10 protein-coding genes and 1 tRNA gene are annotated in these 13692 nt (G+C 63.8%); 5 read left to right on the top strand and 6 right to left on the bottom strand.

The window, feature by feature from the left end; genetic code table 11:
- The first annotated feature begins 30 nt into the window (after positions 1-30).
- Genes F8237_RS24605 through F8237_RS24595 form a run of 3 tightly spaced genes read left to right on the top strand, consistent with a single transcriptional unit; the run spans position 31 to position 3394 of the window.
- Positions 31-1350 (top strand): DUF3422 family protein, encoded by a 1320-nt coding sequence (locus F8237_RS24605; RefSeq protein ID WP_151650649.1) that lies wholly within the window; start codon positions 31-33, stop codon positions 1348-1350.
- Positions 1347-2858, top strand: coding sequence for an alpha/beta hydrolase (locus F8237_RS24600; protein WP_151648716.1), 1512 nt, complete (start codon positions 1347-1349; stop codon positions 2856-2858). The genes F8237_RS24605 and F8237_RS24600 overlap by 4 nt, the downstream gene beginning before the upstream one ends.
- Positions 2859-2896: 38 nt before the next feature.
- A complete protein-coding gene (locus F8237_RS24595; protein ID WP_151648714.1) occupies positions 2897-3394 on the top strand; it encodes a DUF427 domain-containing protein in 498 nt (165 codons plus the stop codon).
- A gap of 22 nt (positions 3395-3416) precedes the next feature.
- Here F8237_RS24595 and F8237_RS24590 read toward each other — a convergent pair whose 3' ends face one another.
- Entirely contained in the window at positions 3417-3854 is a 438-nt protein-coding gene (locus tag F8237_RS24590; protein WP_151648712.1) for a hypothetical protein, read from the bottom strand.
- Positions 3855-4078: 224 nt separating this feature from the next.
- Between F8237_RS24590 and F8237_RS24585 the strand changes: the two genes are divergently transcribed.
- Positions 4079-4729: a sigma-70 family RNA polymerase sigma factor gene (locus F8237_RS24585; protein WP_151648709.1), complete on the top strand. Its 651-nt coding sequence runs from the start codon at positions 4079-4081 to the stop codon at positions 4727-4729.
- A 165-nt stretch (positions 4730-4894) separates the two neighbouring features.
- Positions 4895-5272: a response regulator gene (locus F8237_RS24580; protein ID WP_151648707.1), complete on the top strand. Its 378-nt coding sequence runs from the start codon at positions 4895-4897 to the stop codon at positions 5270-5272.
- Positions 5273-5950: 678 nt separating this feature from the next.
- Here the strand turns inward: F8237_RS24580 and F8237_RS24570 are convergent.
- The 5 genes from F8237_RS24570 to F8237_RS24550 all read right to left on the bottom strand — a co-directional run bounded on the left by F8237_RS24570 (position 5951) and on the right by F8237_RS24550 (position 13609).
- Positions 5951-6026 (bottom strand) — tRNA-Lys (locus F8237_RS24570).
- Positions 6027-6195: 169 nt separating this feature from the next.
- Entirely contained in the window at positions 6196-6819 is a 624-nt protein-coding gene (locus F8237_RS24565) for a Spy/CpxP family protein refolding chaperone (RefSeq protein ID WP_151648705.1), read from the bottom strand.
- Positions 6820-7044: 225 nt separating this feature from the next.
- Complete coding sequence (locus tag F8237_RS24560; protein WP_151648704.1) at positions 7045-8043, bottom strand: TRAP transporter substrate-binding protein; 999 nt, start codon at positions 8041-8043, stop codon at positions 7045-7047.
- Between the two features lie 228 nt (positions 8044-8271).
- The gene (locus F8237_RS24555; protein WP_151648702.1) at positions 8272-11871 is read right to left on the bottom strand and encodes a beta strand repeat-containing protein; all 3600 of its coding nucleotides are present in this window, start codon (positions 11869-11871) and stop codon (positions 8272-8274) included.
- Between the two features lie 175 nt (positions 11872-12046).
- Entirely contained in the window at positions 12047-13609 is a 1563-nt protein-coding gene (locus F8237_RS24550; RefSeq protein ID WP_151648700.1) for a 2-isopropylmalate synthase, read from the bottom strand.
- Positions 13610-13692: the final 83 nt, after the last annotated feature.

The following is a 13692-nucleotide window of genomic DNA, read 5'->3' as shown; positions in this document are numbered from 1 at the left end:
CACCTGTGCAACCAGCCGAGCGAGATGGCGATGAGCGCGGATGTCCTGATAGGCGACGGCGAGGCGGTGCGGCTGACACCTCATCCACTACGAGCAGCTGTGCTCGGCGAGGTTCATGCCCGCCCATTCACCCCGATTTCGGTGCCGTCGCGCATCGTGCATTTTGCCTTCGATACGTCGGGGCCACGCGCACAGGCCGACCGCGCCAACTTGATCGCGTTCTGCACATCGCGCGGGCTGCAACCGCCGTCACCTGCCGAAAAGCATCATCGCGCCCCGTTCGGCACCACCGTGCTGCGATGGGAACAGCACTCCGAATTCACCACCTACACCTGGGAAATGCCGGCCGATCCGGCTGCCGCACCGTTCCATCCGGACGCGGCCTCACTGGCGCTGCCGATGCGGTTGGTGCCACAGCCCGGCCCGCTGCTGGTGGCAGTCGACCTGCATCTTCTGACGGAGGATCTGCAGCGCACCGCGCCGGAACGACTGTTCGACAACGCCAGTCTGGCCGTCGCCGAGAACTCCGACGGCGCCGCGCTCTACGCGACCGACTTCCAGCCGGGCCCTTCGGGCTTTGTCCGCATCCTCGTTGCCAACCGCACGATGTCGCCGGAACGCGCTGGAGCGCTGGTTCAGCGCGTGATCGAGCTCGAGACCTATCGCACGCTGGCCCTGCTCGGCCTGCCGGAAACACAACGGCTGTCACCGTCCATCGCAGCCGCCGAGCGCCGCCTCGTCGAAGTCACCGACCAGATGCGCCAGGCCGGTGACCTCGCCGCCAACCACAAGCTGCTCGACGAGCTGACGGCTCTGGCAGCCGAAGTCGAAGCCGGGGCGGCTGCGAGCGTGTTTCGCTTCGGCGCCAGCCGCGCCTATGAAGAGATCGTCGAGCAACGCTTGCAGACCATCGGCGAACGCAAGGTCGGCGGCCTCCCGACGTGGTCGTCGTTTCTGGCACGCCGGATGAAGCCGGCAATGCGCACATGCGTTACCACCGAGGCGCGCCAATCCAGCCTGTCGTTGAAGCTCGCACGCGCCGCAAACCTGCTGCGCACCCGCGTCGATGTCGAGCTCGAGCAACAGAACCAGGAGCTTCTGAAGTCGATGAACGCGCGGACGCGGCTGCAACTGCGGCTGCAGGCCACGGTCGAAGGCCTGTCGGTCGCGGCGATCACCTATTACGTGGTGAGCCTGTTCGGATACATCGCCAAGGCGGCACACGACGGCGGCACTCTCCATGTCGAGCCTAGCGTCGCGACGGCCGCCTTCGTTCCGGTTGCAGGCTTTGCGATCTGGTGGACGGTGCGAACGATCCGCAAGAGGCACATGGCCGGCGAAGATCGATGAAGCTTCTGGTTGGATTAATCGCGACCTTCGCGATCCTGTTCGGGCTGTTTGAATTGCATGAAGGCAGCCGGAACCTGAATGTCACGCGGACCGTCGTCGGCGAAACGCCGGTGACGATCTTCAGGCCGCAATCCGCCGCGCCCACGCCGGTCGTCGTGATCGCACACGGCTTTGCCGGTTCTCAACAACTGATGCAGCCGTTCGCCGAGACGCTTGCCCGCAACGGCTATGTTGCCGTGACCTTCGATTTCCTCGGCCATGGCCGTAACCCCGTTCCCATGCATGGCGATATCACCGAGGGCTTGACGATCACCGCCGCCTTGCTGGAGCAATTGACTGACATTGCCGCCTCGGCAGGCAAGCTGCCCGGGAGCGATGGCCGGCTCGCGGTGCTCGGACATTCGATGGCATCCGACATCGTGGTGCGGTACGCGCAAGCCCACCCGGACGTCGAGGCGACCGTCGCGGTATCCGTGTTCTCGCCCGTTGTGACACCGGCCAGTCCGCGCAATCTGCTGGTCATCGTCGGCGTGCTGGAGCCCGCGATGCTCAGGAACGAGGGCCTTCGCATCGTCAATCTCACTGCCGGCGGGACAGCTATCCCCGGCGAGACTTACGGACATTTCTCCGGCGGCACCGCGCGCAAGCTGGTGTTGGCGCGCGGCGTCGAACATATCGGCGTGCTCTACAGTCATGACAGCATGGTCGAGACGGTGCGCTGGATGAATGCGGCCTTCGGCGACCGGCCTCATGAAGAGGTCGACAGCCGCGGGCGCTGGCTGGCGCTGGTGTTTGCCGGCATTGTCGCACTGGCCTGGCCGTTGTCGGCATTGTTGCCGGAGGTGAGCCCGAGTCCGGCCGGCGCAAGCCTTGGCTGGAAGGCGCTGATGACGGCAGCGCTCCTGCCGGCGATCGTGACCCCGCTGTTGCTATGGAAGATGCCGACCGACTTTCTGCCGATCCTGCTCGGCGATTATCTGACACTGCATTTTCTGCTCTATGGTGCTCTGACGACCGCGGTCCTCGTGTACTTACGCAAGGGTCAACCGCCGACCGCCACGAATGTCGCTTGGACACGGGTCGCGATCGCGGCAGCTGCTGTCTCTGCCTACAACATCCTGGCCTTCGGACTTCCCATCGACGCCTACGTGTTCTCGTTCCTGCCAATCCCGGCGCGACTGCCGCTGATCGCAGCAATCGCCTGCGGGACGCTGCCCTATTTCATCGCCGATGAATGGTTGACGCGCGGTCCGGGTGCCCGGCGCGGTGCTTGCGTTCTCACCAAGTTCTGCTTCCTGCTCTCGCTCGGCATTGCCGTGGCGCTCAACCCGATGAAACTGTTCTTCCTGATCATCATCGTGCCTGCGATCCTGTTGCTGTTCGTGGCCTTTGGGCTGATCAGCCGCTGGAGTTACGCGGCGACAGGGCATCCGCTTCCGGGTGCGCTCGCCAACGGTGCGATATTCGCCTGGGCAATCGCGGTGACCTTTCCGATGATCGTGCGCTGAGTATTGGCGGCACGATCTCCTGCTGGAGTTGATGAGACATGTGGCCACCGAAACGCATCGAACCCTTGCCCGGACAAGAGTCCGTCTGGGATTATCCCCGTCCGCCGCGGCTGGAAAAAATCGGAGCGCGATTGCGCGTCATTTTCAACGCGCACACGATTGCCGATACGACGGCGGCCTATCGCGTGCTCGAGACCAGTCACCCGCCGGTCTACTATATTCCGCCCGATGATATCGTACGACACTATCTGCTGGACGCGCCGGGCGGCTCCTGGTGCGAATTCAAGGGGCACGCAAAATACTGGTCACTCATGGTCGACGGACAGACGTCGGAGCAAGCGGCCTGGAGCTACCCTGCACCGACGCCGCAATTCTCCGACATCGCCGGTTATCTGGCTTTCTATGCCTCGCGCGTCGACGAATGCTGGGTGGATGACGAACGCGTGCAGCCGCAGGACGGCGATTTCTACGGCGGCTGGATCACCTCGCGCATCGTTGGACCGTTCAAGGGCGGCGCAGGGACTCGCGGATGGTAGAGCGCGAGTCCCCTGGTCGTCCTTACTTCGGCTGTCCGGTCGAACCGTTCTCGGAGCCGATGCCGGTGTCCGACGATGTCGGGGCGGCGCGGGTGTCCGGTGCGGGATTGACCGGCTGATAGCGCTTCGGCTGCTCAGGCGTGCCGACTGGCTGCGCCATGCCTGTCGTTGCGCCGCCGACCGGCGTGGTGGTCTGAGCCGTTTCCACCCGGGATTTGCCGTTGTAGCCGACCGTGAGCAGGCCCATCACGGCGAAGGCAAGAACGGCGAACCCAATCAATTCGGGTCCGGCCCCGCTCGGCGCCATGCCTCGGCTGTTGCCGTCGCCTTCAAGCGCGTCTGCCGCGATTTCGCGATTGGTGCGGGATCGCAGGAAATAGATGAAACCGCCGGCAATGATGAATGTCGTTGCCGCGAGAGTGAAGAACATCAGCCAGCTGATGGGGTTGTCGCCTTGCACGGGAAGCCTCCATTGTATGATTAAGATGACAATGGGAGCGATTGCACTTGGTTCCTAGGGACGACGCCCGGCCAGATCCGGATTGAACAACCGATTGAATAAAAAGAGCTTATCTCGGATTTCGCACCACATTGTCAGGTTTATATGTAAACTCTGATTGACACTTTCATCGACATCGGAGAGCTTGGCCTGACCAAATTGCGGGGCAGTCCCGGGGGGATGACATGGCGCCCATGATGAGCGGCATCCGCACTGAACGGTCCGGTCCGACCGAGCTCGAGCAGCTCCTGCTGCGCATGGCGGGAGGCGATGAGCCGGCCTTCGAAGAGCTGCACGCAGCCACGCGGCGCAAGCTGTTCTCGACCGCGCTACTGGTCGTCAGGCGCCGGCATCTCGCAGAGGAGATCGTGCAGGAGGCCTATGTTCGCATCTGGCTGAACGCGGCCGCGTATCGCCCTGCGCTGGGCTCGCCCATGATGTGGATGATCACGATCGCCAAGAATCTCGCGATCGATGCCGCGCGAAGGCCATCGCGAGAGATCTACCGCGACCAGTCGGCCTTGCTTGACTTTCCTGCCGACGCGCCCACGGCGCTGGAAAGCATGGAGAGCAGGGAAAACGAAAGCGACACCTTCAGGCTCCAGCAGAGCATGTTGTCCGCCCTGCAGACGCTCGACCCGACACGGCGTCATCTGGTGATCGCGGCCTATCTCTACGGTGAAAGCCGGCACCGGCTGGCCGAGCAATATGGCGTCCCCGTCAACACCATCAGGACATGGCTGCGGCGCGCGCTACTGCAGGTGCGGGCGAAGATCGAGGCAATACCGCCGAGCGATCCTGATGGCGGGGCGCTCGCGTCCGCCCTGGGCCACTAGCGCACGATCGGAAGAACAGTGCAGCCGCGTTCCGGGAAGATCCCGCGCTGAACGAAATCTGGAGCGCGATGGCACGACGAGAGCCGCGCGCGCCGGGAACTTATGTTCACTTTGTAACTTATGTTTCGGGCTGCAGCGGGGAATGTCGACGTGCCGGACATGGAAATGCCTGTCGTCCTTGTCGTCGAAGACGAGGAGTTGCTCCAGAGTTTCATTGCAGACGCGCTGCATGACGGCGGCTTCGAGGCGATCGTCGCATCGTCCGGAGAAGAGGCGGTGACTTTGCTGCAAGCCGATAACGGCCAATATCGCGCGCTGGTGACCGACATCGACCTGAAAGGCAAGATGGACGGCTGGGAGGTCGCCCAGCACGCCAGGGAGATCCAGCCGGAATTTCCCATCGTCTATATGAGCGGGGCCTCCGCCGCGGACTGGACCTCAAAAGGCGTTCCCAACAGCGTCATGCTGTCCAAGCCGTTTGCACCGGCGCAACTTCTCACCGCGCTCGCAAATCTTCTCAACAATGCGACGCCGACAGCGTAGGCCAAGCGCGTTCAACACACAGAGACGCGAAGCCCTCTCGCGGCGCATTTCGCCCGAGCTTGATCTCTCCACCCTTGTCGGGGAGGGCGCATGGAAGGCCGAGTGCCTGCTGGCAACCGTGCGGGCCGCTGAGCGAAAGATGGCGCAAGGAAACCGCACAGCAGCATACAGGTGTAGCCAATCACTGGGCGTTCCCAGCGCGGTGGGTTGACGGCTTATGGCGCGCTCTCCGGTTTTGCCGTAGGCATTGCTCGCTAGTTCGCCGCATGATCCCCCGGCGTTGTCGACATTGCCAAGAGAATGCTGGCGAGATGAGCCTGACAGCGCCCTCGTCTAGATTAAACGAGACTTTTAATGTTAGCGACCGTAGGCGTTGACTAGCGCATGACCGCGTGACAGGCAGTGGTGCCCCGAACCTTCTAGTTCTCGTCGCCGCCGTGCTTGCCCTCGCCACCATGGACAGCAAACGCGATCGTCCGTTTGTTCGCCCTGGCATCCATTCTACTATGAGCACGTACTCGACCTGCACCCTCGGATCTGCGGGCAGTATCGAACAGGGCGGAGACACATAAACAAAGGAAAACTCGCGCAGCCATCTGGCCGGGGAAAACGTCGCACGAGGCCCGATTTGTTCTCGGCCACCGTCTCGCGAAAGTCTTATAAATAAGGACTTTCGCTTGGTGGGCGCACCAGGGCTCGAACCTGGGACCCGCTGATTAAGAGTCAGCTGCTCTACCAACTGAGCTATGCGCCCGAAAGGCGGTCAATGCCTTGCGAGGTCGGTCGTTTAGCAAAGCGATCCGGGGATGGCAAGCGATGCGGTGAAGGTTTTTCCAAAGTCCCCAAAAAGCGAAAAGCCGCTGGATTCCAGCGGCTTCGCCAAGGTTAATTCAGCGGTTGATCCCCGCAAAATCCCCGAAGGCTCAGAGCCGGCCCTCGCGGTCCCGGTCCGGACCGCCGTCCCGGTCGAAGCGATCGCCATGGAAGTGGTCCATGCCGCGCTCCATCATGCGATCCATGCCCCGTTCCATGAAGTGGCGGGGCGGGCCGTCCTCGCCGCCGCCGAACGGGCCGCGGTGGCGGGTCAGCGCGGCGAGGCGCCGCTTCTGGCCGTCATCCAGCGTCTTGTAGAGGGGATCGGCGGCATCGGCGATCTTCTTCAGGGCCGTGGAGGTGGTGCCCATGTCCTCGGCGCGCTGGCGCAGGCGGGCGACCGGATCCTCCGGCTTGTCGGCATCCTTGCCAATATCCTTGCCGGCATCACCGGGGCCGGCATTCATCCGCGCGTTGGCGCGGTCGATGCGCAGCTTGGCGAAGTCGCGCACGGCAGCCTCGACCGGCGGCCACAGCTTCTCCTGATCGGCATTGAGCTTCAGGCCGGCGTGGACGGCGGCGATCCGCGCGTCGACGAAGGCGGCGCGATCTTCCGGGTTCATCCGCATGTGGCGCATGTGCTCGTGCATCCACGGGCGATGGTACTGGGCATAGACCGCGCCCGAGCCGGCGATGCTGAGCACGGCGATGGCGGCGATGGTGAACTTCCTCATGCGAACTCTCCTCTGGAAAGGTGACCCGAAGATGGGCGCCGCACGGCTGACGCGCAACTTACAACTTGGACAGAGAGAGCATCCTTACCAAGATGTAACCTCTGATTTACCTCCAGTCGCAATCAGAAATCACTCGCAACAAAAAGGGCTTCCGCGCCCGGCACGGAAGCCCTTCCTTCATCGCTCGTTGAGATCGGCTGACCGCGCTCCCAGCTGGCCCTGCTCTCAATTGGTGCTCTTGGCTTCCTTCTGGAACTCGTCGATCAGCGACTGGCCGACGCGGCCTGCGGCGTCCTTGTAGACCGGCTCCATGGCCTTGCGCATCGCCTCGTCCTGCTCCGGCGTGAGCTTGATGATCTCGCTCTTGCCGCTCTTCCTGATCTCGGCGAGCGCGTCGTCGTTTTCCTTTTGCGACTGCGTGTTGTTGAAGTCGGTCGCTTCCTTCATCGCCTTCGACAGCTGGTCGCGGATGTCGGCCGGCAGATCGTCCCAGAACTTCTTGTTCACGATCACGACGTAGCCGATGTAGCCGTGGTTGGTCTCGGAGATGTACTTCTGCACCTCGTGCATCTTCTGGGTATAGATGTTCGACCAGGTGTTCTCCTGGCCGTCGACCACGCCGGTCTGCAGCGCCTGGTAGACTTCCGAGAACGCCATCACCTGCGGCAGCGAGCCGAGCGCCTTGAACTGGGCCTGAAGCACGCGCGAGGACTGGATGCGGAACTTGACGCCCTGGTAGTCGGCGGGCGCGACCAGCTTCTTGTTGGCGCTCATCTGCTTGAAGCCGTTGTCCCAATAGGCAAGGCCGGTGATGCCCTTGGAGTCCAGCAGCTTGAGCAGCCGGAGGCCGAGCGGGCCTTCCGTCACCTTCCGCAGCGTCTTCAGGTCGGGAAGGATATAAGGCAGATCGAACACCTCGAATTCGCGGATGCCGAGCGGGCCGAACTTGGAGTTGGACGGCGCCAGCATCTGCACGCTGCCGAGCTGGAGCGCCTCAAGCTCTTCCTTGTCCTTGTAGAGCGACGAGTTCGGATAGACCTCGATCTTGACCTTCCCGCCGGTGTACTTCTCGGCGAGCTCCTTGAACTTTTCCGACGCCTTGCCCTTCGGCGTGTCGGTGGCCACCACATGGCTGAATTTGATGATGATCGGCGCCTGGGCCGATGCCGGCCCGGTCAATGCCAGAGTCGCAACCGATGCCGCAGCCAAAATGAGTTTCCGCATGCTTCCTCCCGCACGTCCCTATGAAGCCGGACCGCCGGCCCCCAAGACTTCAATTCAAGACTTTAATTCAAGACTTTATGTCAAGACTTGAAGGCAGCTTTATAGGGAAGCAGGCCGAGGCGCCATTGCCCCTTAGCAGGGGTCTCGTTGCAAAAATGCGGTATCAGAGCGCCGGCAGGGGCGACGGCAAGTGGAAACCCGCCATCGCCATTATCGTCTTTCGCAACCTCACCCGTGCAGCGCCGGAGCGAGCTGGGCCTGCTGCGCGACCGCCGGATCGGTGATCAGCGTGCCGCCATGGCCATCCGAGGACAGCGCGAAATCGGCGGCGCTGTACTGGCCAAGCAGGCTCAGCGACGCGGTGTGGGTACCGTCCGAAACGGTCAGCGTGCCGCCGCTGTTGTCGCCGTTCTGGGCATAGGCGAGCGAGGTCACGCCGTCGCTGAACAGGATGTCGCCGAGATCGATGCTGTCATGGTCCTGCCAGCCGGAGATCGTTCCGGTGAAGCTTGAAGCCTGGTCGAGCACCAGGGCGGCGTTGGCTCCGGCGAAGATCACATCGCCGATCGTGCCGCCGCCGTGGACATAGGCGAGCGCGCCCGCACCGATCGTGGTGTCGGCCGCGCTGCCGCCGGACTGCACGTGCTGCGCGCCGGCCAGTACCGTCGTGCCTGCCGCGCTGCCGTACACATATTGCGCGCCGCCGTTGACGATGGTGGCGCTGGCCGACCCCCAGTCGAGCTGAAAGCCGCCGGCATTGATCGTGGTGCCAGTGGCAAAGCCATCAGCGTAGACGTTCTGCTGGCTGCCGGCGTTGACCGTCGTCACCGAAGCGCTGCCATGCAGGTACTGGACGGCACCGTTGGCGATCGTGGTCTGCACCACCGTGCCGTAGACGTTCTGGTTGCCGCCATCCATGGTGGTGTTGATCGCGGTCGCGCCCGAATAAACGTCCTGCCCGCCGCCATGGATCGTCGTGTCGCTGGCCGTGCCACCGGCTTCGACGGTCTGCACGCCCGAATTGATCGTCGTCAGGCTCGCCGAGCCGAACACGTGCTGATTGCCGCCGTTGATCGTCGTGATGATCGTAAAACCCCAATCGATCTGGAGGCCGCCGGCGTTGATGCTGGTTCCGGTCGCGCTGCCGTCGATATAGACGTTCTGCTCGCCGCCGGAATTGACGGTCGTCGAGAAGGCGTTGTTGTGGATATGCTGAAGCCCGCCATTGGCGATCGTGGTTCCGATCGCCACGCCGAACACCGCCTGGGTACCGCCGTCCATGACGGTATTGGTCGCGATGCCGCCGCCATAGATGTCCTGCTCACCGCCGGTCTTGATCGTCGTACCGTCGGCTGAGCCGCCGATCTGGATGTATTGCGTGCCTGAAATCACCGAGTTCGAGGCCGAGCCATACACCGATTGCGCCGCGCCGGTCGCCACGACCATTCCGTTGGCCGAGCCTTCGAGCACGACACCCGCACCGCTCTCGACCTTGATCTCGGAATAGCCGGCGGCGTCCTTGATCCGCCAGATGCCGCTCTGGACATCGAGCTTCTCGACATGGACGACTGTACCGAGCAGCGTTCCGGTGCCATTGCCCGACAGCACGAGAGCGTCCACGCCGTCACCGCCATCGATGGTGCCGGTGACGATCGAGCCGGTGACCAGAGTGATGCCGTCATCGCCCGCGCCCAGCAGCACGTCGCCGGTGATGGAGCCGCTGTTGACGAGCGTATCGTTGCCGCCGTCCGTGGCGACGCTGCCGAAAATGCTGCCTGTGTTGGTGACGGTGTCGCCGAACGTGCCGACGATCGAGATCGCCTCGCCATTGTTGCCGCGGATCGTGCCGTCATTGACGATGATCATGGCGGCGAAGGCGCTGCCGTCGTTGCTGTCGTCGACCGTGATCGCGCGCTGATCGCTGATGATCAGGCCGCCCACCTCGTTGTGGACGAAGCCGCCGCCGATCGCGAGCGCCTCGTTGAGGCCGTTGGCGGCGCTGACCAGGCCGACAGCCTTGATCGTGCCGAAATTGTCGATCGAGACCAGGCCGTCGACATCGACGCCGTCGGCATCGGCGCCGCCGACCGACGTGCCGGTGATGGTGCCGCGGTTGGTGACGGTCGTCGTCGTGTCGGCGGCGCTGTCCATGTTGATGCCGGAGCCACTCCGGCCGATGATCGTGCCGTCGTTGGTGACGGTGATCGGCTGGTCACCGGTGATGCCGTGGCGCGCGCCGTCGATAAGGCCGCCTGCGAAATTGTTGACCACGCCGCCGGTGTTGACCGACTGGAAGTCGATCGCGTCGTTGCCGCTCGAGGCCGCCGAGGCGTTGTGGCTGACGATCTGGCCGTAATTGTTGATAGTGGCGTTGGCGCCGGGCCGGAGCGCGTCGGCATCGGCCGCCGAGATCACGCCGGTGGCCGCGTTGTTGATGACGCTGTGCACGCCGCTCGAATTGACGTCGTCCAGATCGAGCGCCTGGCCAGCATTGCTGCCGGTTCCGGTCGAGGCGATCGTGCCCTCGTTGTTGACGGTGAAGGTGCCGCTGGTGCCCGAGACGAGGTTCGAGATCTTCACCGCGTCCTTGGTCGCTGTGATGGTCGCGCCGGTCTTGTTGTTGATGGTGAAGCTGCCGCTGGTCGATCCGCTGGTATAGACGGCGCGGCTGGTGCCGGTGATGGTGCCGGAATTGTCGACCAGCGCGCCGGGCGAGGTGCTGCCGCCGATCCAGGTGACCGGGGTCGAGCCTGACAGCGATATGCCGGCGAGAACGGTCAGATGATCGTTGTTGGCGAGCGTGATTGGGTTCGACGAATTGCCGGAGACCAGGGTGCCGTCGTCATTGGCGATGGTGCCGGTCGCCGTCGCGGTGCCGATCGTGACCGTCGCGCCCGGATTGCTGGCGCTGGTGAGCGTCAGCGTGAAGCTCTCGTCGGGCTCCGCGGTGGCGTCACCGGAGATCGTGATGGTGACGGTCGCCGAGGACGCGCCGTCGGCGAAGCTGCCGCTGAAGCTCGAGCCCGGCAGCGTGCCGCCGAAATCCGCGGCATCGGTGGTGCCGGCGGCGAAGCTGCCGGAGAAGCTGACCGCGCCGACGGTGCCGCCGGTGCGCACGACCGTGAACGTCATGGTCTTGGCGCCGCTGTCCCCCTCGGTGACCAGCACGCTCGCCGGCGAGAACGAGATCGTCTGCGTGGCGGCAGCCGCTACGGTGAAAGCGGTGGTCGGGAACGGCGCATCGGGTGTGATGCCGTCGGTGCTCTGGTCGCCGCTGCCGTTCTGGGTGGCCCAATTGGCGGTGTTGCCGATCGCGGCGAGGTAGTCGGCGAAGCTGGCAAAGCCGGAACGCGGGCCGTTATAGCCGACGATGTCGAGCCCGCCGGTGAAGCTGACGGCGGTCTGGCCGGCGACGAGACCGGTGCCGGTCAGCGTGCCGTCGGCTGTCGCATAACCCACGTTGGAGATGGCGGCCAGGAAGGTCGGCGCGGTCGAGGAGCCGACATAGGCGTAGACGACCTCGCTGTCGTTGGACAGGCCGGTGTTGTTGGCGTTGGTGAAGCTCGCCGAGCCGGCGCTGGTGCCGAAGGCGCCCTTGCCGATGTTGTCGATGTCGATGACGGTGCCGGCGGCGATCGCGCTCGTCGCAGTCCAGGCGATCGTGCTCTCGGCGCTGCTGCCGGTGGCGAAGCTGGTGCCGTTCCAGTTGTTGTCGGTGAAATTGATGACGGTGCCCTGCGGGATGTCGGTCAGGACGACAAAGGACAAATTGTCGTTGCCGTCGCCGTTGAACCCGGTGAAGGCGATCGAACCAGCAGAAAGGGGCATTCCAAATTCTCCAGCAGCGGACAAGGCGCGCGACGCTGCCGGTTAGTGAGGGGTTAACGTGACATGTTAATAACATATTTGTTGCGATACACATCACATAACGCAAGGACGCACCAACGAAAAACGCGGCGCCAAAGGCGCCGCGTTCGACCGATGAGCCGTGAGATCGCGCGCGTCAGCTCGCCGCCGCCGTCGTCACCGTATCGCGCTGGCGCTTCATGACGATCTTGTTGAGCGCGCCGAGATAGGCCTTGGCGGAGGCCACCAGCGTATCCGGATCCGCCGCGCGCGCGGTCATCGCGCGTCCCTCATGCGACAACCGGACCGAGACTTCGGCCTGCGCGTCGGTGCCTTCGGTCACGGCGTGGACCTGGTACAGTTCGAGCTTGGCTTCGTGCGGCACCAGGCGCTTGATGCAGTTGAACACCGCGTCGACCGGACCGTTGCCCTCGGCCTCCTCGATCTTGATCTGGCCGTCGACGTCGAGCTTCATGGTCGCGCGCTGCGGGCCATGGGTGCCGGCGATCACGGTCAGCGAGGTCAGCTTGATGCGGTCGTGGGACGCCGCCATCTCCTCGTCGACCAGCGCCTCGATGTCCTCGTCGTAGATGTCCTTCTTGCGGTCGGCGAGCGCCTTCATCCGCGTGAACGCATCTTCCAGCTGGTTCGGGCCGAGCTTGTAGCCCATCTCCTCCAGCTTGTGCACGAAGGCGTGGCGGCCGGAATGCTTGCCCAGCACCAGCGAGGACTGCTTCAGGCCGACCATTTCGGGCCGCATGATCTCGTAGGTGGAGGCGTCCTTCAGCACGCCGTCCTGGTGGATGCCGCTCTCATGCGCGAACGCGTTCCGGCCGACGATGGCCTTGTTGTACTGCACCGGGAACGAGGTCGCCGCCGACACGACCTTGGAGGCGCGGGTGAGCTGCGTGGTATCGATTTTGTTCCAGAAGGGGAATTTGTCGTTGCGCACGTTGATCGCCATCACGATCTCTTCCAGCGCGGCATTGCCGGCGCGCTCGCCGATGCCGTTGATGGTGCACTCGACCTGGCGCGCGCCGCCGATGATGCCGGCCAGCGAGTTCGCCACGGCCATGCCGAGGTCGTTGTGGCAATGCACGGAGAACACCGCCTTGTCCGAGTTCGGCACCCGCTCGATCAGCGTCTTCATGAAGTGGGTGTATTCGTCGGGCGTGGTGTAGCCGACGGTGTCCGGAATGTTCACCGTGGTGGCGCCGGCCTTGATGACGGCTTCGACGATGCGGCACAGATAATCCATCTCGCTGCGGGTGCCGTCCTCGGCCGACCATTCGACGTCGTCGATCTGGTTGCGGGCGCGCGCAACCATCGCGACCGAGGTCTCGAGCACCTGCTCCGGGGTCTTGTTCAGCTTCACCCGCATGTGCAGCGGCGAGGTCGCGATCACGGTGTGGACGCGGCCGCGCTTGGCAAATTTCACCGCCTCGGCGCAGCGGTCGATATCGGCCGGGTGCGCGCGCGACAGGCCTGCGATGACGGCGTTCTTGGAGCGGCGGGCGATCTCGCTGACCGCCTGGAAGTCGCCTTCGGAGGTGATCGGGAAGCCGGCTTCGATGACGTCGACGCCCATGTCGTCCAGCATCTCGGCGACCTCGAGCTTCTCCTCGAAGGTCATGGTGGCGCCGGGGCACTGCTCGCCGTCGCGCAGCGTGGTGTCGAAAATGATGACGCGGTCCTTCTCGGACTTGTTCACGGTGGCCATTGTCAAATTTCCTTTTGAGCTTTCGCGCCGTTCATTGGTCTGGGCGCTTGAGGTGTCCGGTGATCTCGACCAACCCCTGAGCG

This window comes from Bradyrhizobium betae (genome assembly GCF_008932115.1).
GTDB lineage: Bacteria > Pseudomonadota > Alphaproteobacteria > Rhizobiales > Xanthobacteraceae > Bradyrhizobium > Bradyrhizobium betae.
Note: the sequence above shows the minus strand (reverse complement) of the source record. Positions and strands in the feature narration are given on the sequence as shown.

Coding starts and splice junctions, on each gene's coding strand:
- F8237_RS24605 (WP_151650649.1), top strand. CDS start 31: ATGAGCGCGGATGTCCTGATAGGCGACGGCGAGGCGGTGCGGCTGACA.
- F8237_RS24600 (WP_151648716.1), top strand. CDS start 1,347: ATGAAGCTTCTGGTTGGATTAATCGCGACCTTCGCGATCCTGTTCGGG.
- F8237_RS24595 (WP_151648714.1), top strand. CDS start 2,897: ATGTGGCCACCGAAACGCATCGAACCCTTGCCCGGACAAGAGTCCGTC.
- F8237_RS24585 (WP_151648709.1), top strand. CDS start 4,079: ATGGCGCCCATGATGAGCGGCATCCGCACTGAACGGTCCGGTCCGACC.
- F8237_RS24580 (WP_151648707.1), top strand. CDS start 4,895: ATGCCTGTCGTCCTTGTCGTCGAAGACGAGGAGTTGCTCCAGAGTTTC.
- F8237_RS24565 (WP_151648705.1), bottom strand. CDS start 6,819: ATGAGGAAGTTCACCATCGCCGCCATCGCCGTGCTCAGCATCGCCGGC.
- F8237_RS24560 (WP_151648704.1), bottom strand. CDS start 8,043: ATGCGGAAACTCATTTTGGCTGCGGCATCGGTTGCGACTCTGGCATTG.
- F8237_RS24555 (WP_151648702.1), bottom strand. CDS start 11,871: ATGCCCCTTTCTGCTGGTTCGATCGCCTTCACCGGGTTCAACGGCGAC.
- F8237_RS24550 (WP_151648700.1), bottom strand. CDS start 13,609: ATGGCCACCGTGAACAAGTCCGAGAAGGACCGCGTCATCATTTTCGAC.